The 20,782-nt window shown below is 61.1% G+C and carries 18 protein-coding genes; 5 read left to right on the top strand and 13 right to left on the bottom strand.

All coding sequences use genetic code 11. The features are described from left to right. Positions 1 to 100: 100 nt before the first annotated feature. From AC3WQN_RS00505 to AC3WQN_RS00495, 3 genes are all read right to left on the bottom strand, one after another. Positions 101 to 2,557 (bottom strand): TonB-dependent siderophore receptor, encoded by a 2,457-nt coding sequence (locus AC3WQN_RS00505; protein ID WP_103399319.1) that lies wholly within the window; start codon positions 2,555 to 2,557, stop codon positions 101 to 103. A 97-nt stretch (positions 2,558 to 2,654) separates the two neighbouring features. Then, positions 2,655 to 3,638: a FecR family protein gene (locus AC3WQN_RS00500; RefSeq protein WP_103399320.1), complete on the bottom strand. Its 984-nt coding sequence runs from the start codon at positions 3,636 to 3,638 to the stop codon at positions 2,655 to 2,657. Between the two features lie 40 nt (positions 3,639 to 3,678). Then, entirely contained in the window at positions 3,679 to 4,179 is a 501-nt protein-coding gene (locus AC3WQN_RS00495) for a sigma-70 family RNA polymerase sigma factor (RefSeq protein ID WP_103399321.1), read from the bottom strand. A gap of 226 nt (positions 4,180 to 4,405) precedes the next feature. Here AC3WQN_RS00495 and AC3WQN_RS00490 point away from each other — a divergent pair, with 226 nt between their 5' ends. The 4 genes from AC3WQN_RS00490 to AC3WQN_RS00475 all read left to right on the top strand — a co-directional run bounded on the left by AC3WQN_RS00490 (position 4,406) and on the right by AC3WQN_RS00475 (position 8,059). Beyond that, a complete protein-coding gene (locus AC3WQN_RS00490; RefSeq protein ID WP_103399322.1) occupies positions 4,406 to 4,795 on the top strand; it encodes a VOC family protein in 390 nt (129 codons plus the stop codon). 27 nt (positions 4,796 to 4,822) lie between these two features. Next, complete coding sequence (locus AC3WQN_RS00485) at positions 4,823 to 5,209, top strand: GFA family protein (RefSeq protein ID WP_103399323.1); 387 nt, start codon at positions 4,823 to 4,825, stop codon at positions 5,207 to 5,209. Positions 5,210 to 5,333: 124 nt separating this feature from the next. Next, on the top strand, positions 5,334 to 6,470 hold the full coding sequence (locus AC3WQN_RS00480; RefSeq protein ID WP_103399324.1) for an HlyD family secretion protein: 1,137 nt from the start codon (positions 5,334 to 5,336) through the stop codon (positions 6,468 to 6,470). Then, entirely contained in the window at positions 6,467 to 8,059 is a 1,593-nt protein-coding gene (locus tag AC3WQN_RS00475) for a DHA2 family efflux MFS transporter permease subunit (RefSeq protein ID WP_103399325.1), read from the top strand. The genes AC3WQN_RS00480 and AC3WQN_RS00475 overlap by 4 nt, the downstream gene beginning before the upstream one ends. Here AC3WQN_RS00475 and AC3WQN_RS00470 read toward each other — a convergent pair whose 3' ends face one another. The 5 genes from AC3WQN_RS00470 to AC3WQN_RS00450 form a co-directional block, all read right to left on the bottom strand. Continuing rightward, positions 8,060 to 8,500: a carboxymuconolactone decarboxylase family protein gene (locus AC3WQN_RS00470; protein ID WP_103399326.1), complete on the bottom strand. Its 441-nt coding sequence runs from the start codon at positions 8,498 to 8,500 to the stop codon at positions 8,060 to 8,062. Positions 8,501 to 8,669: 169 nt separating this feature from the next. After that, positions 8,670 to 10,112, bottom strand: coding sequence for a mechanosensitive ion channel domain-containing protein (locus AC3WQN_RS00465; RefSeq protein ID WP_103399327.1), 1,443 nt, complete (start codon positions 10,110 to 10,112; stop codon positions 8,670 to 8,672). 381 nt (positions 10,113 to 10,493) lie between these two features. Further along, complete coding sequence (ycaC, locus tag AC3WQN_RS00460) at positions 10,494 to 11,120, bottom strand: isochorismate family cysteine hydrolase YcaC (protein WP_103399328.1); 627 nt, start codon at positions 11,118 to 11,120, stop codon at positions 10,494 to 10,496. A gap of 57 nt (positions 11,121 to 11,177) precedes the next feature. Further along, entirely contained in the window at positions 11,178 to 11,861 is a 684-nt protein-coding gene (locus tag AC3WQN_RS00455; protein WP_103399329.1) for an isochorismatase family protein, read from the bottom strand. Positions 11,862 to 11,954: 93 nt separating this feature from the next. Continuing rightward, positions 11,955 to 12,821, bottom strand: a complete 867-nt coding sequence (locus AC3WQN_RS00450; protein ID WP_103399330.1) for a pirin family protein — start codon at positions 12,819 to 12,821, stop codon at positions 11,955 to 11,957. 106 nt (positions 12,822 to 12,927) lie between these two features. Here AC3WQN_RS00450 and AC3WQN_RS00445 point away from each other — a divergent pair, with 106 nt between their 5' ends. Next, a complete protein-coding gene (locus AC3WQN_RS00445) occupies positions 12,928 to 13,836 on the top strand; it encodes a LysR family transcriptional regulator (protein WP_103399331.1) in 909 nt (302 codons plus the stop codon). Between the two features lie 38 nt (positions 13,837 to 13,874). Here AC3WQN_RS00445 and AC3WQN_RS00440 read toward each other — a convergent pair whose 3' ends face one another. The 5 genes from AC3WQN_RS00440 to AC3WQN_RS00420 all read right to left on the bottom strand — a co-directional run bounded on the left by AC3WQN_RS00440 (position 13,875) and on the right by AC3WQN_RS00420 (position 20,499). Next, positions 13,875 to 17,060 (bottom strand): transporter substrate-binding domain-containing protein, encoded by a 3,186-nt coding sequence (locus tag AC3WQN_RS00440; protein WP_256587227.1) that lies wholly within the window; start codon positions 17,058 to 17,060, stop codon positions 13,875 to 13,877. 57 nt (positions 17,061 to 17,117) lie between these two features. Beyond that, on the bottom strand, positions 17,118 to 17,765 hold the full coding sequence (locus AC3WQN_RS00435; RefSeq protein ID WP_103399333.1) for a response regulator transcription factor: 648 nt from the start codon (positions 17,763 to 17,765) through the stop codon (positions 17,118 to 17,120). A 146-nt stretch (positions 17,766 to 17,911) separates the two neighbouring features. Further along, a complete protein-coding gene (locus tag AC3WQN_RS00430; protein WP_103399334.1) occupies positions 17,912 to 18,346 on the bottom strand; it encodes an ANTAR domain-containing protein in 435 nt (144 codons plus the stop codon). A gap of 126 nt (positions 18,347 to 18,472) precedes the next feature. Further along, positions 18,473 to 19,675 (bottom strand): EAL domain-containing response regulator, encoded by a 1,203-nt coding sequence (locus AC3WQN_RS00425; RefSeq protein ID WP_103399335.1) that lies wholly within the window; start codon positions 19,673 to 19,675, stop codon positions 18,473 to 18,475. Positions 19,676 to 19,782: 107 nt separating this feature from the next. Continuing rightward, entirely contained in the window at positions 19,783 to 20,499 is a 717-nt protein-coding gene (locus tag AC3WQN_RS00420; protein WP_103399336.1) for an MgtC/SapB family protein, read from the bottom strand. Positions 20,500 to 20,782 lie beyond the last annotated feature (283 nt).

The following is a 20,782-nucleotide window of genomic DNA, read 5'->3' as shown; positions in this document are numbered from 1 at the left end:
TGTGGTCTTTCAGAAAAAAACCGACGACGCTCCTTGGGGCTGCCATGCAGCCCAGCGGGGTGTACCCCCGTTTGACTGAACAGCTTGAACGCAGGGCCTGTCAGAAGCCGACGCTGGCCTGCACGAAGAACGTGCGCGGGGCGCCGACGTAGATCCCCGAGTTGTTGTCGCTGGAACGGGTGAAGTACTGCTTGTCGAAGATGTTCTTGACCCCGGCACCGAGCTTGAGGTTCGACAGTTGCGCGCCAAAGTCATAACCGGCACGCGCATTCCAGAGCACATAACCCGGGATGTCGCCGTACTGACCATCGGCCGTGCCTTCGGTGATGTAGTCGCCGTTGAAGCTGCCATCGGCATTGATCCCGGTGCCCGGTGAATGCTGCTTGGACTGGGCGAACGCATCGAGGTTGTAGGTCCAGCGGTTGATGTCGTAGCGCAGCCCGGCCGTGGCGACCTGGCGGGAGTAGAACGGCAGGTCTTGTCCCTTGAACCCTGGAATATCGCCTTCGTACACCGCGCGGGTGTAGGTGAAGCCGGCATTGGCGGTCAGGCCGTCGAGCCGTGGATCAAGCGCGGCCATGTTGTAGTGCACCGACGCTTCCACCCCACGGTGCGTGGTCGCGCCCATGTTGGTCCAGCCCACATCGTTGCTGATGTATTGCAGTTCATCGTCGAAGTCGATGTAGAACAACGTCACTTCACCGCCCCACGCGTCATCGTTGTAGCGGGTACCGATTTCGTAGGTCTTGGCTTTTTCCGGGTTCAGCCCGCTGGCGGTCTGGTCACCCGAGCCGCCCTGCCCCAGTTGGAAGTACTGCAAGGCGCCAAAGGAGGTTTCGTAGTTGGCGAATAGCTTCCAGGCATCGGACATGTGGTACATCACGCTCAGGGCCGGCAACGGCTCGTGGCTGTCGATGCTGCGGCGCTTTTCCTGGACCGGCTTGCCCGACGTATCGAGGACCGGGCGGTCATGCCACTCGGTGCTGATGTCCTCGAAGCGGATGCCCGGCGTGAGGGTCCAGTTACCGACATCGATCTTGTTGTCCACGTAGAACGCATTGGCTTCGGTGCCACCGGTGCGGTCCTGATACACGTGACCGTCCGAGCTCGGGATCTGCACCGGCTGGTTGTTCACCAGCGCCACGCGACTGGCCTGCTCGTGCATGCCTTCTTTCAGGTAGCGGTAACCCACGCTGACTTCCTGGGTCGTGGGGCCGGCGTCGAACACATGGGACACCCGCGGCTCGATGCCGAAGGTGTAGTAGGTGCGCGGATAGGAACTGAGGGTTTTCTGATCGCGTGCGGCAATGGTGCTGCCACGGAAGCTGTCGGAGTAGTAGGTCAGCACCTCGGCCTGGGTGCGCTCGTCGATCTCGCGGATCCACTTGAAGGACACATCCTTGCGCCGGCCACTGAATTTGTCATAGTCGCGCACCGACTGGAACGGGTCTTCATCGTACTGTTTCTGGGTCAGGCCGCCGGGCATGTCGGCCTCGGCATCGTAGTAGTGGAAGTTCAGCGAGAAGTCGTCGAAGTCGGTCGGCGCCCAGTGCGTCTTGAGGAGCACGTCATCGATGTCGTTGTCGTTGTTGCTCTCACGGTAGCCGTTGCCGTTGACCCCCGAATACAACAGCGCCATGCCGATGCCGTTGTCGGCGGTGCCGCCCAGAAACGCCGTGTCGATATGCTTCCAGCCACCGTACTGGGAGGTTTCCAGGGTCGTGCCGATTTCACCCGTGGCTTTTTCCGGGATCGCCCGGGTCACAAAGTTGATCACCCCGCCAACGTTCTGCGGTCCGTAACGCACGGAGCCGGCCCCTCGCACCACATCAATGCTGTCCAGGTTGCCGGAAGAAATCGGCGCCATGGACAGTTGCGGCTGGCCGTACGGCGCAAACGCAGCCGGTACGCCATCAATCAGTACGGTGGAACGTGGCGACAGGCGCGAGGTCAGGCCACGCACGCCAACGTTCAGGGAAATGTCGCTGCCGCCGGTGCCGTTGGCATCCTGCACCTGTACACCAGGCACGCGCTTGAGCACATCGCCGACGTTCATCGCGCCCTGCTCTACCATGGCCTCGCGACGGATCACCGTACGCGCACCCGGGTGGTTCTGCACCACTGCGGCGTCGGCATCGCCGAGCCAGTCACCCACCACCTTGATGTCGGTCACGCCCAACTCCAGCGGACCATCGGTTGCGCCTGTCGCGGATGACGCGGCAGGACTCAAGGTCACCGAACCTTCATCGATCCGGTAGTCCAGGCCGCTACCCTGCAACAGCTGACGCAGGGCTTGCTCCAGCGACAGGTTGCCGTCCACCGCGGGCGCCTGTTTACCGGCCACCAACTCCGGGTTGAAAAATACCTGCAGGGACGTCTGCTGCCCCAGTTGCGTCAGGGCCTCGCCCAACGGTTGCGCCTGAATGTGGATGTTGCCGCCGGCCTGCTCGGCGTACGCCGAAGGCATGGCGGCGTTGACGGCCATGGCAAAGGCCAGTGGCAGCCAACGGCAGGAAAACGTGGCGGATTTGTTGTTTTTAGCGCGGGTATTTTTCACGTCGAACGTTGTCCTGTTGATCGCAAAGAAGTGCGTCCGTTAATGAAAACCAGTTGCAGTTGGACAAGAAGACGAAGAACTCGAAAAAAACCTGAATCTATCGCGCAATTATTTCCTGGCTGCCGTCATCGAGCGTACGGATGGACACTGGCAGGATGCTCGGCAGGGTCTTGAGCAAGGCCTCTGTGTTGTCGGACTTGAACACGCTGGTCAGGCGCAGATTACCCACCGTCGCGTCGCTCACCCTCAGCGGCGTGTCCCGATAGCGCGACACTTCCTCGGCCACTTCGCTGAGACGGGCATCGTTGAACACCAGCTTGCCGCTGCGCCACGCCGTCAAGGACTGGGTATCGACCGCCCGGACCTGGGCGACCTGCCCTTTGGCATCAATCCGAGTCCCCAAACCGGCAGTGAGGTTGACGAATTCGTTGTCGGGCGCCTCGCGGCCCTGCACCCTGACCGTGCCCTGCTCCACTGCTACCCGGGTTTCAGTGTTGTCGCGGCGCACATCAAAGCGCGTGCCGGTGACCGTGACCTTGCCGGCACCCGCCTCGACCACAAAGGGTCGATGGCTGTCGTGTTCGACACTGAACAGAGCCTCACCCTGGATCAGTTCGATACCACGACGGTTGTTTTCATAATGCACCTGGACCCGACTGCGGCTGTTCAAATCGATCAGCGAGCCATCCGGCAAGCTCACCTGGCGGCGCTCGCCGGGGGCAGTGGAAAACTCCGCGGTGTAACGGCCCGGCTGATTCAGGCCACTGAACAGGCCAATGCCAACCGCCAGTGCCAGCACACTGGCGGCCACGGCATAACGCACCAGCGGGCGGTGCTTGGCCCGCGTGGACGGGGCCTCGCACAATGCTTGCAACCGTGCCTTGGGCAGCAGGTCAGCGGCGCTCCACAGGGTTTGCAGCAACTGGAATTCGTCGCGGTGCTGAGGGTGTTCATCCAGCCAGGCGTCAAAGCAATGCTGATCATCATCGCCAAGCGGCGCGTCTTGCAGGCGCGTAAACCACAGCGCCGCCTCGTCGCGAACCGTCGTTCGCCCGCACGCGCAATCACGAGTATCCATCATGGAAGGTCCTGTCTGGCTGTGGCTGGAACAAGGCGGCCGATCATTGGGCGGCACCGTCCAGGCGGTCACGTAAATGCCGCAGGGTGCGGATCATATACTTTTCCACCATGTTTTTAGACAGGCCCAGGCGTTCGGCGATTTCGGCCTGGGTCAGCCCTTCGAGCTTCTGCCAGACGAACACCTTGCGACAGTTGGCAGGCAGTTCTGTGAGCGCCCGCTCGATGGAGTCAGCCAGCTGGATCGCGTGCATGTATTGCTCCGGGTCATCTACCGACGACACACTGAGATCAACCGCCTCGGATTCCATGGCACCCCGCCGGTCCTCGCGCCGATAACCGTCCACCGCGATATTGCGAGCGGTCTGATGCAAATAGGCCCGCGGCTGCTGCACCGTCACCGAGTCGGATTCAAGCACCCGCACGAAGGTGTCGTGGGCCAGGTCCTCGGCTTGCTGGCGATTTCTCAACCGACGCGTCCAGGTTCCGACCAACTCTTCGTAATGCTCGAAAAATCCGCTTGTGCGGGGCAGCTTGGGGGTCATCGCGGCGTGCTGTGGTGGCGAGGGTGCGAATAGTAATGCTTCCTATTAATACCGGCAATGGAATCCCGTGACCGCTCATCCTGCTCATTCAGAACCAGGATCCTTGCCGGCTACACCGGTTACCAGGGAACGCCACGTCACCTGATGACCGGTTTCAAGCACATCTTTTGACGGTGACAACGTGCTAGATTCACGCTTCTATCGGCACGACAAGGAGTGTTCACTGATGAAGTTCGGCTACCTGATCATCTACGTCCCCGACGTTAACGCGTCACTCGATTTTTTCTCCGCAGCCTTCGGATTAGCCGTGCGCTTTGTCCATGAGTCGGGCACCTATGGCGAACTGGAAACCGGCGAGACCGCCCTGGCCTTCGCCGCCGATGAACTGGCCGCCATGAATTTCAGTACCGGCCACGTATCAGCCCACGCCAGCGCCAAACCACTGGGCATGGAAGTCGCCCTGGTCACCGACGACGTTCACGCGGCTCACGCCAGAGCGCTGGCCGCCGGCGCCCGCGAAATCGCCGAGCCTGCCAGCAAACCCTGGGGCCAGATCGTTTCCTACGTGCGCTGCCCGGATGGGACACTGGTGGAACTCTGTTCACCGATCGCCTGACGAACACCCCAGCCACGGAGACTGGCAATGAGCGAGACGACTTATAATGGCGGCTGCCTGTGCGGCAGGATTCGCTATGCGGCCCAGGGCCCGGCCGAAAATCCCCATACCTGTTCCTGCCGCCACTGCCAGCAGCACACGGGTGCACCGACGGCTGTGTGGGTTGAATTTCCCCGCGACAAGGTCACCTGGACCGGAACCGGCGGCCTGCCTGCCACCTTCAGGTCATCGGACTTTTCCAGCCGTGCGTTCTGTCCTCGGTGCGGGAGCTCGATCGGCGCCATCGATGACGCGCCCACCATCGCCCTGCTGCTTGGTGGTTTCGATCACGTTGAAGACCCGGCGCTCACACCGACGCATCACGCCTTCGCGGACGGCCAACCCGACTGGTGGAAAATCGTCGACCCGCAGTAACCATCAAGACACCGATCACCTGCCCAGCGGCAACTGACGAGCGGTCAGAAAAATCGGTTGCGAGAAAATATTACAGACATCATATTATTATCGTAATAATACCTGTACCCCATAGGTTATTGCCATGACCAACCTGTCTGCCGCAGACCCCGCCCTCGCCCCGCAAGCGATGCAGTCGAAACGCCCTCCGTTGCTCAAACGCGCATTGCTCATCACCGCCGCGTTCATCGCCGTGCTACTGATCGCGCTGTACGCCGTGCACTGGTGGACCAGCGGGCGGTACCTCGAGGAAACCGACGATGCCTACATCGGAGGCGACGTCACGGTGATCGGACCGAAGGTGGCCGGTTACATCGAACACGTGCTCGTCAGCGACAACCAACGGGTCAAGGCCGGTGATGTACTGATACGCCTCGATTCGCGGGACTATCGCGCCAGCCTGGCCAAAGCCGAGGGGGCTGTGGCGGCTGAAGAGGCATTGCTGGCCAACCTCGACGCAACCGAACAATTGCAGCACGCAATGATCGCCCAGGCGCGCGCCGGAATTGATGCCGCAGGCGCTGAAACCATTCGTTCGCGGGACGACAACGGACGCTACCAACGCCTGGCTGGCAGTGCTGCCGTGTCGCTGGAAAGCGTGCAACGCGCCGCGGCCACCTTCAAAACCGCCCAAGCCTTGAGCGCCCGGGCGCAGGCCGAATTGCTCGCGACCCAGCGGCAACTGGACGTCATCGCCACCCAGAAACAACAGGCCAGGGCTGCACTGGTACAGGCGCGTGCCGAACGTGATCTGGCGCAGTTGAACCTTGACTACACCGAACTGCGCGCACCGGTGGACGGTGTGATCGGCAATCGCCGGGCACGGGTCGGCGCCTACGCCCAGGCGGGCGCGCAACTGCTCTCGGTGGTACCGGCCAGCGGACTGTGGGTGGATGCCAACTTCAAGGAGGATCAACTGGCGCATATGGTGCCCGGCCAACGGGTCAGCATTCACGCCGACGTGCTCGCCGGACAGCAATTCCATGGCCGACTCGACAGCCTGGCTCCGGCCACCGGTTCGCAGTTCAGCGTGCTGCCGCCGGAAAACGCTACTGGCAACTTCACCAAGATCGTGCAGCGGGTGCCGGTACGCATCCTGCTGGACCCCGCTGACGGTGTGCTCGGTCAACTACGTCCTGGCTTGTCGGTAACCGCCTCGGTGGACACCAAAGCCGCGCCTACAGAACAGTCCGTTGCAGTGACAACGGCCAACGCACGATGAGCCGCGCCCTCACCGCACCGGCGTTACCCTTCAATGCCGCGGACATGAGCACCGCGACCAAGGTGTTTGCCTTTGCCACGATGTGCATCGGCATGTTTATCGCGTTGCTGGATATCCAGATTGTCTCGGCCTCGTTGCGCGATATCGGCGGTGGACTCTCGGCCGGCACCGACGAAACCGCTTGGGTACAGACCAGCTACCTGATCGCCGAGATCATCGTGATTCCGTTGTCCGGTTGGTTGTCACGCGTGTTTTCCACCCGCTGGCTGTTCTGCGCATCCGCCGTCGGTTTCACCCTGGCCAGCTTGCTCTGTGGTGCCGCCTGGAACATTCAGAGCATGATTGCCTTCCGCGCCCTGCAAGGTTTTCTCGGTGGCTCGATGATCCCGCTGGTGTTCACCACCGCATTCTTTTTCTTCACCGGCAAACAACGGGTAATCGCCGCCGCGACCATCGGCGCCGTCGCCTCGCTGGCACCCACGTTGGGGCCAGTGATTGGCGGCTGGATAACGGACGTGTCGTCCTGGCACTGGCTGTTCTACATCAACCTGGTGCCGGGCATCTTCGTCGCCGTGGCGGTGCCGATGCTGGTAAAAATCGACCAGCCGGACCTGACCCTGATCAAGGGCGCGGACTATCTGGGCATGATCTTCCTGGCGCTGTTTCTCGGTTGCCTGGAGTACACCCTGGAAGAAGGGCCGCGCTGGAACTGGTTCAGCGACCGGACCATTCTCACCACCGCGTGGATTTCCGGGCTGGCAGGACTGGCGTTCATCGGCCGCACCTTGCATGTGGCCAATCCGCTTGTCGATTTGCGTGCACTGAAAGATCGAAACTTTGCCCTGGGCTGCTTCTTTTCGTTCGTCACCGGCATCGGCCTGTTCGCCACCATTTACCTGACGCCGTTGTTTCTCGGCAGGGTCCGTGGCTACGGCGCGCTGGACATTGGTCTGGCGGTATTTTCCACCGGGGTGTTCCAGATCCTGGCCATTCCCTTGTATGCCTTTCTGGCCAACCGCATCGACCTGCGCTGGATCATGATGACCGGGCTTGGCCTGTTCGCCCTGTCGATGTGGGATTTCAGCCCGATCACCCACGACTGGGGGGCCAAGGAATTGATGTTGCCACAAGCACTGCGCGGGATTGCCCAGCAACTGGCAGTGCCACCCGCCGTCACGTTGACCCTGGGCGGGCTGGCCCCGGCGCGACTCAAGCACGCCTCGGGGTTGTTCAATCTGATGCGCAATCTGGGTGGCGCGATCGGCATTGCCGCATGTGCGACCATCCTCAACGACCGCACCAATCTGCATTTCACCCGGTTGGCAGAGCATTTGAACAGCAGCAATGAAGCCCTGAACCAGTGGCTGGCCCAGGTCGGCAACCACTTCGCGGCGCTGGGTCAAAGCGGCGATGCGGGTGTCACCGCCAGCCTGCGCCAACTGTGGCTGCTGACGTACCGTGAAGCCCAGACGCAGACTTACGGCGACGCCTTCCTGATGATCATGGTCTGCTTCACCGTGGCGACGCTGATGGTGCCCCTGATGCGCAAGGTGCAACCACCGGCGGCCCCTTCAGCAGACGCTCACTGATCAGGCCTGGGGCATTTTGCGAAAGCCCACGGCCAGGCGGTTCCAGGCATTGATGGTGGTGATCGCGACGGTCAGGTCGACCATTTCCCGTGCATCGAACTCGGCGCTCAGTTGTTCGTAGTCTTCATCCGGCGCATGGGTCTGGCTCAGCAGGGTCAAGGACTCGGTCCAGGCCAAAGCCGCGCGTTCACGGGGGGTGAAAAACGGCGTCTCACGCCAGGCGCTCACGCCGAACAGACGACGAGGTGTTTCACCACCCTTGATGGCATCCGCTGTGTGCATGTCGATGCAAAAGGCGCAGCCGTTGATTTGCGAAGCGCGCAACTTGACCAGTTCGATGATGGTCTTTTCCAGCGGCAACCTGGAGACCGCGGTTTCCAGGGCGATCATGGCTTTGAGGGCCTCCGGGGAAGCGGTGTAGAAGTCGATACGAGGTTGCATGGTCAGCTCCATAACAAGTGGGTGAGGCATACGTTAGCCCCGCTTGGGCCGACCACCAATGACCAATAGTTGCGAAGTTGAGGAAGCCAATTCGGCGCTTGCCGACGGCCCCGTTTTCCGGACTCCGGGAAACACAGGGCTTGTATGATCCCGTAGCGCCCGTCGCTCGCTAGCTACGGCGACGCAGCCACTGCAAGAAGCCCTTTTTCACCGCAACCGTCGGCACTTCCCGGGTCAGGGTCTGCGCCGTTTGCAGGCGGAAGTCGAGCAAGGCCTTCATCGCCTCATTGATGTCGTGGCGGGCGTCGAGGCAGGGTTTGAGGTATTCCTTCTCGATGCGGTACAGGGTGCAGTAGGTCTTGGCGTAGAAGTCCGCCGGCACCGAGTCGTCGGACAGAATCCCGGCTTCGCCGATCACCTCCCCCGGCCCCATGCGCCCGGCCTCGAACTGGTTGCCCGCCCGGCTCAGGGTCACCGAGACCACGCCCGACTCGATGATGAACAAATGATCGCTGACCTGGCCCGCGGGCAGGATCATCTCGCCCGCGCGGAAGGTGATCAGTTCCATGTTCTGGCTGAAGGTGTCCTTTTCGTCCTGGCGCAGGGTCGAGAAGATTGTCGAGCTTTCCAGCAACGCCCGGGGCCGCGACAGGCTCACCGGGGCATCACTCTCGGCCGTCGACAACAGGCTGACGCCCGACGCCTGCAAATGGCGGAATGCCAGGTCGAACAGCGCATTGCGCGCTTCACGCTTTTGCGCCATCGAACTGACGAAACCGCTGATCTCGTACTCCACGCCGCTGCTGCTGGCGCTTTTCAAGGCGACGCTCGGCGCCGGCTGGCCGAGCAATGACCGGCAACCCTGCATCGCCCGCTCCAATGCCTCGATCACGGTTTGCGGCCGCGCATGGGGGCTCAACTGCAAGCTGATGGCAATGCCGAAAATGTCACTGGGCCGACTGAAATTGATGATCTTGGCCTTGGCCGCCAGCGAGTTGGGAATCACCGCCATGCTGCCTTGGGCGGTTTGCAGGCGCGTGGCGCGCCAGTCGATGTCGATGACCCGGCCTTCGGTGCCGTCGATGGAAATCCAGTCATCGAGTTGATAGGGTTTGGTGGTGTTGAGCACGATGCCGGAAAAAACGTCGCTGAGGGTGCTTTGCAAGGCCAGGCCGACGATGATTGCCACCGCACCGGACGTCGCCAGCACGCCCTTGACCGGCAGATCGAGGACATAGGCTAGCGCGGCAATGATCGCGATCAGGAAAATCACCGCCCCCAGCAAGTCCTGCAACAGCCGGCCGGTGTGCCCTACCCGCTGCATCATCACCGCACCGATCAGCACGGTCAGGGTGCGCGCCGCGAACAGCCACCAGGCGATCTGCAAACCGGTCGCTGCCAGGTGCAGCGGCACGTTCTCCGGCCAGGGCGCCGCCTGCATCGGGTTCAGCCCCTCATTGAACAGCACTGCGCTGAACAACGAGAACATCAGCAGCCGCACCAACAGCTTCCATTGACTGCCGCTGCTGCTGATCACCCGCCACAGCAACAGGTCGAGCAGCATCAACGCCAAGGCGGTGTACAGGGGATGGTCGGTGAGCAGTGACTGCATCAAGCAACTCCAGCGAAGGCCGATGAACGGAAGATCGCACAGATTGGCCACAGTGTAGGAGCAATTGTTTTTGCGGGATAAACGCCGTCTACAAAACGCTGGAAAACCGATGTGGGAGATACCGTCTTGATCACATGGCTTGCTCTCGCCACCCAGAGAAACACGAGCGTCTCCCCCCGTGGCGAGCGAGCTTGCTCGCGCTGGGCTGCACAGCAGCCCCGGGCCAGTCACCGAGTTTTATCCGAAAGCCTGCAATAGTCATGTTGGGGGCGCTTCGCTCCCCAGCGCGAGCAAGCTCGCTCGCCACGGGGCAGCGGGGGTAGCCATTCCATTAGTTGATGGGTGGTGTACACAGAGACTGTGTACACCGCCGGACCCGGCTTACTTGCCGCCGGTCAAGGTGTTGTAGCTGGTGATCAGGTTGCGGTAGTCCGGAATGTGGTTGGAGAACAAGGTCCCCAAGCCTTCGATGTCGTTGCGCCAGTCGCGGTGCAGCTCACAGGCCAGGCCGAACCAGGTCATCAGCTGGGCGCCGGAGGACGACATGCGATCCCAGGCCGACTGACGAGTCAGTTCGTTGAAGGTCCCGGACGCATCCGTCACCACGAACACCTCAAACCCTTCGGCCAGGGCCGAGAGTGCCGGGAAGGCCACGCACACTTCAGTCACCACACCGGCAATGATCAGTTGCTTCTTGCCGGTGGCCTTGATGGCCTTGACGAAGTCTTCGTTGTCCCAGGCATTGATCTGGCCAGGGCGAGCGATGTACGGCGCCTCGGGGAACATTGCCTTGAGCTCGGGCACCAGTGGACCGTTGGGGCCGGTTTCAAAGCTGGTGGTCAGGATAGTCGGCAGCTTGAAGTACTTGGCCAGGTCGGCCAGCGCCAGCACGTTGTTCTTGAAACGATCCGGTTCGATGTCGCGTACCAGCGACAGCAGGCCCGCCTGATGATCAACCAACAGAACGGCAGCGTTATCCTTGTCCAGACGCTTGTAAGAAGTAGTCATTGCAGTAGTCCTCGCGTGTTATCGATGCCGAGTGAATGTCGGCGTGGGGGTACCCGGTTAGCGCTGGGAGTCCAGCACTTCGTGTTCGTTCGCCACTTGTTGAGCCTTGATGTAGCTCTCGATCAGCAATTGATAATGCGGCATGGCCTGGGCGTAGACAGCGGCCCACTGCTCGGCATCTGGACGGTTCCATGAGCCTTGCAGCTCAGATAGCGTAGCCATGATGTCGATCGGCACCACCCCGGCTTGTGCCAAACGGGCAATGGTCAGATCAGTGGCCAGTTTCGAGTGGTTACCGGAAGCGTCGACCACCGCAAACACCTTGTAGCCCTCATGCACCGCCGCAATCGACGGGAACGCCAGGCAAACGCTGGTCAAGGTGCCGGCGATCACCAGGGTTTTCTTGCCGGTGGCTTCGACCGCCGCGCGGAACTCAGGATTGTCCCAGGCGTTGATTTCACCTTTGCGCGCCACGTACCGGGCGTGCGGTGCCTCTTGATGAATTTCCGGAATCAGCGGCCCGTTCGGCCCCTGAGGTACCGAGGCGGTGGTGATCACCGGCATGTTCAACAAGGTCGCGGCCTTGGCCAGGGCAATGGCGTTGGCGCGCAGTTGCGGCACGTCCATGTCCTTGACGATCTGGAACAGGCCGCTCTGGTGGTCGATTAACAGCATCGCGCTGTCGTTGGGATCGATGGTCGGTTTCAGGCCGTTGAAGTTGGCCGCGTTGTGGGTGCTCATGTGCGTTTCCTCTTTCGTTTAGGCAACAGCCATCCCTGGCCCGGGAACCGACCTACGCATCCTGTGTAGAGCGGGTGGTTGAACGGGTACGGCTTAACCGTGCATCTGGCCGAAGCGACCGGACTGGAAGTCGGCGAACGCCTGGTGAATCTCCTGCTCGGTGTTCATCACGAATGGGCCGTGACCGACGATCGGCTCGTCGATCGGCTCACCGCTGAGCAACAGCACCACGGCATCGTTGCTGGCTTCCAGGCTCAACTGGTCGCCATTGCGTTCGAACAGCGCCAGTTGCCCTTCGCGCACCAACTCCAGGCCATTGACCTGAACCGTGCCACGCAGCACCACCAGGGCGGTGTTGCGACCTTCGTGCAGGTCCAGGTTGAGCACCTTGCCGGCATTCAGGCGGATGTCCCAGACATCGATCGGGGTGAAGGTGCGCGCCGGCCCCTTGTGACCGTCGAACTCACCGGCAATCAGACGCAGGCTGCCGGCCTTGTTCTTAAGGGCGATGCTCGGGATATCGCCATCGAGGATAGTCTGGTAGCCGGCCTCGGCCATTTTGTCCTTGGCGGGCAGGTTGACCCACAGCTGGACCATTTCCAGGGTGCCGCCCGTCTTGGCGAATGCCTCGGAGTGGTACTCCTCGTGCAGGATCCCGGACGCCGCGGTCATCCATTGCACATCGCCAGGGCCGATCTTGCCGCCGCTGCCGGTGGAATCGCGGTGCTCCAGTTCGCCCTTGTAGACGATCGTCACGGTTTCAAACCCGCGGTGCGGATGCTGACCCACGCCGCGTCGCGCGGTAGTCGGGGTGAATTCAGCGGGGCCGGCATGGTCGAGCAACAGGAACGGGCTGATGTGTTTGCCCAGGCTGTCGTAGGAAAACAGCGTGCGAACCGGAAAACCGTCGCCCACCCAGTGCGCCCTTGGGCTGGTGTAGATACCAATGATGTTTTTCATGGTGCCTCCGAATGTGGGGTGAGTCAGAACATGGACAAAGCTTAAATCCGACACCTTTGATCCGGTAGACTGCAAAAATCACCCTTAGCGTTCTATTTGGAGAACGATAGTGGAAGACCTGAACACCCTGTACTACTTCACCCAAGTGGTCGAACACGGCGGTTTCGCCGCAGCAGGACGGGCGCTGGACATGCCCAAGTCGAAACTCAGCCGACGCATCGCCCAGCTCGAGGAACGCCTCGGGGTGCGTTTGATCCACCGTACCAGCCGGCATTGTTCGCTCACTGAAATCGGTCAGGCCTACTACCAGCGCTGCCTGGCGATGCGTGTGGAAGCCGAAAGCGCCGCCGAACTGATCGAACGCAATCGCTCCGAACCCCAGGGACTGGTGCGCATCAGTTGCCCGACGGCGCTGCTCAACTCCTGGGTCGGGCCGATGCTGACGCGCTACATGCTCAAGTACCCGTTGGTGGAGCTGTTCATCGAGAGCACCAACCGCCGCGTGGACTTGATCCACGAAGGCTTCGACATTGCTCTGCGGGTGCGTTTCCCGCCGCTGGAAAACACCGACCTGGTGATGAAAGTACTGGGTAACAGCACCCAAAGCCTGGTGGGCGCCCCGGCCTTTGTCGAACGCTTGTCGACCCCCGCCTCACCCGCGGACTTGAGCGGATTGCCGAGCCTGCATTGGGGCGCCGCGCAACGGGAGTACCAATGGGAGCTGTTCGGCCCGGACGCCGCCAGCGCGGTGATCCGCCATCATCCACGGCTGGTGACCGACGACTTGATTGCCTTGCGCACCGCCGTGCTGGCGGGGTTGGGCGTCGCCCACCTGCCGGCCGTCGTGGTGCGTGACGATCTTGCTGCGGGGCGTCTGGTGGAGTTGGTGCCGGGATGGGCCCCCAAGTGCGGGATCGTCCACGCCATCTTCCCTTCGCGCCGCGGCCTGTTGCCGTCGGTGCGCGCGCTGATCGACTTTCTGGGTGAGGAGTTCAGCCAGAGCGATATTGCTTAGGGGCAGACTCAAGCTGCAAGCCGCAAGCCGCAAGAAGCTCAGCGCTTGAGATACCGATCCAGCCGCTGCATGGCGTCGTGCAACCCTTGCACGGCCTGGTTCAGGGAGTGGCTGTCGTGTTCGCCGCATGCGGTCTCCAGTTGTTCGCACCAGAGGATCAGGCGCTGTGCCTTGATCATTCGCGCCCCCCCCTTGATCCGATGGGCCAGGTCCCGCAAACCGATGCGATCGCTGTCGGCATGAAGCGCCTGCAGACGCACCCTGTCCTCGGCATTGCTGGCCGTCAGGTCGGCCAGCAGATTATCGATCAGGTGGCGATCATCCCCTGCCAGTTGTTCAAGGCCACCGAGGTCGAACTCGACGCCGGGATCCGCGGGTGTTTCGACCGGCACCGGTGCATTCGCCCTGATCGGTGCTCCTGTCAGTCCGGCATTCAGGTCCTTGAGGTTGATGGGTTTGAACAGGCAATCGTCCATCCCGGCTTCCCGGCAGCGGATCTTTTCTTCGTGCTGGGCGTTAGCGGTGAAACCGAGGATCAGGCAAGGTTTCAAACCGTGGAATCGCTCCTCCTCACGGATCGCCCTCGCCAGTTCATAGCCGCTGAGCACCGGCATGTTGCAATCGGTGATGACCACGTCGTACACATGCTCACGCCAGTAACCGAGCCCCTCCTCCCCGTCTCTTGCGTCCTGTACCCGATGCCCCAGATGGCTCAATTGCTGCGCCAGCAGCAGACGGTTGGCCGCGTAGTCATCCACCACCAACACCTGCAACGAACGCCCCGGCTCGAGCGCAGCAGCCGCTGCTGGCGGCACCTCGGCCAACGGTTGCAAGGCCGGTACATCAAGCTGGATTTCGACCCGGGTACCCGCGCCCAGCACACTGTTGAGCTGCAGCTGCCCCCCCATCATCTCGCACAGCGAGCGACTGATGACCAGGCCCAGTCCCGAACCGCTGCGACCATCCTGAGGGCTATTGGCCGCCTGGACAAAAGGACTGAACAAGCGCTGCTGATCAGCGGTGCTGATACCGATCCCGGTGTCCTCGATCAGCAACCTGACGGCCACATGCCCCTGAACCGTACCGGGCTCGACCTGCAACGTCAGGCGAATGTGTCCAGCGCGAGTGAACTTGATGGCGTTGCTCAGCAGATTGGAGAGGATCTGTTTGAAGCGCATCGGGTCGATCAGCACGTCGCGCTGGCTGCGAGCGTCCAGTTCAACCCACCACTGCAGGTTCTTTTCCCGCGCCAGGCCTTCGAACACCTTGCTCACCGACTCGACCAATCCCCCCAGGTTGGCCCGTTCCGGGGCCAGGGACAAATGCCCGGACTCGATCCGCGAGATGTCCAGAATATCGCCGATCAGCTCCAGCAGTTGTTGCGCCGCACTGGACGCGACTTCAATCGCGAAACGGTCGGTCACGCCCTGCTGCGCCCGGGTCATCGCCAATTCCAGCATGCCGATCAGCGCATTCATGGGGGTGCGAATTTCATGGCTCATGGTGGCCAGAAACGTGGTCTTGGCCCGGTTGGCATCGTCGGCGGCATCCTTGGCCTGTTGCACTTGTTGCAGCAGTTGCTGGCGATTGCGAATCAGATTGCGCTGGTAAGCGATCCAGGCCAGCGCCAGCAACAACAGCAGGCCTGCCGCGACGAATCCCTGAATGATGGTGCTGCGGTGGCGTGACCAGTAGCTGCCGTCGACAGGCACTTCGTTGCGCCAGCGACTGGCCAGTTCGTCCAGTTCCTGCGGGGAAATGCTCAACAGGGCTTTGTTCAGGATGGAGTAGAGTTCAAGCGCGCCACGCTGGGTGGCAAAGCCGATATGCGCGGGTTCAACGCCGACAGTGCTGGCCACCTGGAGCTTGCCCTGGTACTGCCGGGCGATGATGTAGCGCGCACTGATCAACGAGTTCAATGCCCCATCAGCCGCCCCGCTTGCGACCAGTGCCATCGCCTGAGCCGGGTTTTCGACGTCGATGAAGCGCACATTCGGGGCATGGGAGCGGATGAGCTCACGCATTGCATTACCGCGAATAATTGCCACGCGCCTGCCCGCCAGATCATCGAGTGTAATCGGGGACCGGCTGCCGATAGCACACACCAGCACGAACGGGTTGATCAGATAAGGTCTTGTGAAGCGCAACGCTGCCTGACGTTCAATGCTCGGGGTCAAAACGGTCATCAGGTCGATCTCGCCACGCTTTAGCTGATCGATCTGCTCATTCAGCGACTCACTGCGTATGGCTTCGAATTTCAATCCCGTCAGCAAGCTGATCCTGTCCAGGACCTGAGCACTGAGCCCGCTGAACTGTGTGTTTTCGTCCTCAAACGACAGCGGTACAAAGTGACTCATAAAGCCGACTTTGATCCGAGGATGCTGATCCAGCCAGCGCTGCTCGCGGGTGCTCAGTTGCACCCGCTGGGTGTTACTGAAACTGCTGCCGGAGCTCCAGCGGCGCAGGATAGTCGTGCGCTCCTGCTCTGGAATCGCCGCCAGCGCTGCATCGATGATGCCCCGCAAGCGGAGGTTGTCGGCACTGACCGCAAAGCCGAACGAGTTGACTTCCATCCGGGCGAACTGGGCCAACTGCACATTGCTCAGGTAGTTGTTATTGATCAGGTAGCTGGCACTGATGGAGTCGCCCAGATAAGCATCCGCGCCACCGAAGGCCACGGCTCCCATGGCGCTCAGGGTCGAACGGTACAGCTCCAGCCGGACATCGGGGTAAGCCGCCTGGACGGTCTCCGGCCGCAAGTAGTGATCCAGCATCGCCACCCGCAGGTTGCCCAGATCAGGTGACAAACGCGCACTGTCGCCCACCCGCGTGACCAGGATGGGCGCGTCTTCGGCATAGGCACGTGACATCAACAATTGCGAATCGGCGGCTTCGAATCCGTTGGCCGCCCCCAACAGATCAATCTCCCCCTGCTTTAACGCATCAATCACTGCCTCGCGAGAGTCATAACGCGCCACTTCCACCTTGATGTGCAGCAATTGGGCGATCAGCCCGGCAAAGTCAGCGGTGATACCCTCAAAGTACTGATCATTGATGGTGTTTTCGAACGGTGGGTAGTCCGGTGCCGAGGCGCCGAGGCGCAAGCGGCCTTTCTCCCTCAGCCAGCGCCAATCCGCTTCATCCAGGTTGACCCGGTAACTCTCGACACTCGATCGCCCCTGCAGCCGCAGGGGGTCCGGCGTGGCGCCAAGGCAGCTCAGCACCCAACACAGGCTGACTCCTGTCAACACGACCCGCCAGGCGCGCGTGCTCACGGGTATTCAGAGCAGATGGTTGCGTTGGGCGAAATCCCGTAGATGAACCAGGGACTGCACGTTGAGCTTTTCGATCAAGCGGGTTTTGTAGGTGCTGACAGTCTTGTGGCTCAGGTGCATGCGTTCGGCAATCTCCTTGTTGCTGGAGCCACGTGCCAGGTCCTGGAAAATGGTCAACTCACGGTCGGAGAGCCTGTCGATCATTTTCTGCTCATCCATCTGTAGCAGGCTCTGGTTCACCGAGCTGGTGTCCAGCCGGGGGAAATAGGTGTAGCCAGACATCAGCGCCTTGACGGCTTTACACAGTTCATCCAGGTCATTGGACTTTTCGACAAACCCCATGGCCCCGCCCCGCATGCAACGCTCGACATAAAACCTGGGCTCATGGGAGGTGAAGACCACGACGCGCGAGGGCAAGCGCTCGCGCTGCAGACGAGCAAGAAACTCCAGTCCGCTGAGCCCGGGCATCTGCAGGTCCAGCACCACCAGGTTGGGCGAATGCTCGCGAATCGCTTGCAGGGCATCGATCGCAGTGGATGACTGCCTGATGGTCTGGAACAGCGGCTTGTTATTCGCGTCCTTGAGTGCCCCAAGCACCATTTTCAGAGCCGCCCGAACTACCGGATGATCGTCTGCGATCAACAGTGAACTCATGGCAACTCCTGTAAAAGTATCGCCCACGGCAAAACCATGGGCCGAATAGACACGGCCGCGCAACGACTATTGCACGGGAGAAGAGGGACGACTACCTGTCAGATATGACAGTTCAGACGAACGGCACTACGTCACCAGGAGGTTTTTCAGGCGCGCAAACCACCCTGATGCCAGGGATGAGAGCGTTCGGAAAGGGGGATGGGTAGATCCACGCGGCTCATCAGGCTCTCTAGGGTTTCCTGATCTGGAACCCGGTCCTGGCTGATCCGCACGTTACCTGGCTGCGCGACAAACAACGCAGGTAGCCCGGCCTGCTGGGCATCGTAGATCAGCGCATGACGAATCTGCTGGTTGTCCTGGCAGAACGCCAGGGGATCCAGCCCGGTGCCTGTCGTCAGGGCGGCATTGATGATCACCAGGTCAAAGGGCTCACACCCGTACTCCACGACACTGAGCAGTTCGTCGAGTGACTGCACGGGAGCAATCCGGTAGTAACCGAGCTGATTCAGGCGGCGCTCGATTTTCATACGATGAAAATGCTGTTCATCGGCAATCAGGATACGTAAGGCTTTATTCGGCATAGTTGATCAACTCTGCAATAACAATGCGGCCAGTCTGCACTCAGCCATTTCAAGATCGTGTGAGACTAAGGGCAACAGCGCAGGGTTTATGTAGGACTATTCTGAAAGGAACAGTTCCATTTCCATTTAACTTTTTTTCTGCGGGACCGATGAGACCTGCAGCCAGCGCAGCAGGTCGGGGCCGCTCATGGGGCGGGAAAACAGATAGCCCTGCCCTTGGCGGCAGCTCAGTGCCAGCAGTTGCTGGCGCTGTGCTTCGGTTTCAATGCCTTCGATCACCACCGACATGCCCAACGCCTCACCCAGCGCCAGGGTGCTGCCAATCACGGCGCGGCAACGTGGCTCGTCGTCCAGTGTGCGGACGAACTCACCGTCCAACTTGATTTCGTTGAATGGCAACTGGCACAGGCGCTGTAACGATGAAAAGCCGGCACCGAAGTCATCGATGGACAAGCGGCTGCCCATCATGCGCAGGCGTACCAGGCTTTCAAGACTGGCGGCCGGCGCCTCCAGCAAGCCGCTCTCTGTCAGTTCGAATGTCAGGCAACTGCCGGGAGTACCGTGCAACGCAAGAATGCCCCTGATGGTAGAAACCAGTTCGGGGTTGGCCAACTGCATGGCGTGCAGGTTGAAGGCAATATTGAGCGTAGAGCCCTGCTCATGCATTGGCCGCAGCAAGGTCAGGGTCTGCTCCATTTGGGTAAACAGCAACTCATCCAACAGCCCGGAGCGCTCCAGCACGGGCATGAACACGGCCGGCGACAGGGTCCCGCGAAAGGGGTGAAGCCAGCGAGTCAGTACTTCCACGCCGCAGACTTCGCCGGTCAGCAGATTGAACTTGGGCTGGTAGAACGGTTGCAATTGCCCTTCCCGCAAGGCACTACGTACCTCGCTTTCACTGGCAGGCTCAGGCGCGGGCAGTGCAATCACATCGTCTCGAATCCCCGTGAGGTGTTTTTCCAGCAACAGTCCTAATGCTTGCGCTTGCAAGGGCTTACCGACATCTCCCAACAGCCTGAGCCCCGACAGCGAAACAATCTGGCGGACGGCACGACGCACATCAGCTGACAACGAACTGCTGATGATGATCGACCCGACCAGCCCCGAGCGTCCTGCGCGCTGAAAGAACTCCACGCCGTCGATACCCTCCATGCACAGGTCGCACAGCGCAATGTCGACCGCACCGACCGTTTGCAGCACGGCCAGCGCCTGAGCCCCGTCACTGGCCTGGAACACTTCCTCACACCCCAGTTGCTGGAGCGTCTTGACCGCCACAGCTCGTACAAAGGCATGATCCTCAAGCACCAGCACCCTGATCGGCAGTATCATTTTGGCGGCCCGCGTCGTAGAAAGATGACTCAATTATCTCGGCATGGCTGCCAAACTTATCTAGGAAACGTCCTAAAGCTAGTAGGAAATTTCCCAAGAAATATACATCAGTCCGTGGTACTCGGGCTCCAGAACGCTTGTTGCACCAACGGCGAGAGGCTCAACCGCGCCACCAGAGCATCCAGCTCATCGCCATCCACCGATGTCGTGGCAAGGGTGGCTTCGATTTCCACTTCATCGCTGCCAAAGGCATGTACGTCGACATCGCTGGCCGGATAATTGCTGCGCTCAAGCTCGGCCTCGAGCAAGGCAAATACCGCCTTTTGCCGGGAACGCTGGGCAATCACATAGACAATGTTGGTCACCTCGGCCGAAATGACGTCCAGCGGCTGGCGGTTGATGTTGTTGACGATTGGTCGCAGCAAGGTGTTTGCCGCCAACACAAACAAGGTGCCGAGCAAGGCTTCCAGCACCAGGTCGGCACCGGCGCAGGCGCCGACGGCGGCCGAAGCCCAGAGGGTGGCGGCGGTATTCAGGCCGCGAACGTTGCCTTCCTCGCGCATGATCACCCCCGCGCCAAGGAATCCGATACCGGACACCACGTAGGCGATCACCCTGACCGCCCCGTCGGCGCCACCGAGTCGGTTGGCCGTGTCGACGAAAATCGCCGCGCCCACGGCGACCAGCACATTGGTGCGCAGGCCGGCGGTACGCTGGCGGTACTGGCGTTCGAAACCGATCAGCCCGCCGAGAATGAACGCGGCACTGAGGCTGACGAGGGTGTCGACCATCGAGGTCATGTTGATGTTATTGATGGCTTGCATGGGGTATTCCCTTCTCGTTCCGCGTCATGCCCGGAAGCAGACGCTGAGCGCCCACGACGGTTCCATCCGTAGTCTGGGGAACGGTCATGAACAACTGGTGTGTCGACAGGTTTGACTGTCGATGAGAGGGGCATCGGCGACGGCCGGTACGGGCCGTGAGCGGGATGCCGCTGCTCGCTTGGGGGGGCGAGACAACGGCACAGAACATTGCGCGTTATCTTGCCTGGGAGTGGCCGGCTATCGAAACCGGCCGACAACTGTCACTGGAACACGTGGCCATTGT

Source organism: Pseudomonas sp. FW300-N1A1 (genome assembly GCF_058789115.1).
The sequence above is the reverse complement of the archived record's forward strand: the minus strand, read 5'-3'. Positions and strand labels throughout refer to the sequence as shown.

Coding starts and splice junctions, on each gene's coding strand:
- AC3WQN_RS00480 (WP_103399324.1), top strand. CDS start 5,334: ATGACCAACCTGTCTGCCGCAGACCCCGCCCTCGCCCCGCAAGCGATG.
- AC3WQN_RS00450 (WP_103399330.1), bottom strand. CDS start 12,821: ATGAAAAACATCATTGGTATCTACACCAGCCCAAGGGCGCACTGGGTG.
- ycaC (WP_103399328.1), bottom strand. CDS start 11,120: ATGACTACTTCTTACAAGCGTCTGGACAAGGATAACGCTGCCGTTCTG.
- AC3WQN_RS00425 (WP_103399335.1), bottom strand. CDS start 19,675: ATGATACTGCCGATCAGGGTGCTGGTGCTTGAGGATCATGCCTTTGTA.
- AC3WQN_RS00485 (WP_103399323.1), top strand. CDS start 4,823: ATGAGCGAGACGACTTATAATGGCGGCTGCCTGTGCGGCAGGATTCGC.
- AC3WQN_RS00490 (WP_103399322.1), top strand. CDS start 4,406: ATGAAGTTCGGCTACCTGATCATCTACGTCCCCGACGTTAACGCGTCA.
- AC3WQN_RS00430 (WP_103399334.1), bottom strand. CDS start 18,346: ATGCCGAATAAAGCCTTACGTATCCTGATTGCCGATGAACAGCATTTT.
- AC3WQN_RS00495 (WP_103399321.1), bottom strand. CDS start 4,179: ATGACCCCCAAGCTGCCCCGCACAAGCGGATTTTTCGAGCATTACGAA.
- AC3WQN_RS00420 (WP_103399336.1), bottom strand. CDS start 20,499: ATGCAAGCCATCAATAACATCAACATGACCTCGATGGTCGACACCCTC.
- AC3WQN_RS00475 (WP_103399325.1), top strand. CDS start 6,467: ATGAGCCGCGCCCTCACCGCACCGGCGTTACCCTTCAATGCCGCGGAC.
- AC3WQN_RS00455 (WP_103399329.1), bottom strand. CDS start 11,861: ATGAGCACCCACAACGCGGCCAACTTCAACGGCCTGAAACCGACCATC.
- AC3WQN_RS00465 (WP_103399327.1), bottom strand. CDS start 10,112: ATGCAGTCACTGCTCACCGACCATCCCCTGTACACCGCCTTGGCGTTG.
- AC3WQN_RS00500 (WP_103399320.1), bottom strand. CDS start 3,638: ATGATGGATACTCGTGATTGCGCGTGCGGGCGAACGACGGTTCGCGAC.
- AC3WQN_RS00470 (WP_103399326.1), bottom strand. CDS start 8,500: ATGCAACCTCGTATCGACTTCTACACCGCTTCCCCGGAGGCCCTCAAA.
- AC3WQN_RS00435 (WP_103399333.1), bottom strand. CDS start 17,765: ATGAGTTCACTGTTGATCGCAGACGATCATCCGGTAGTTCGGGCGGCT.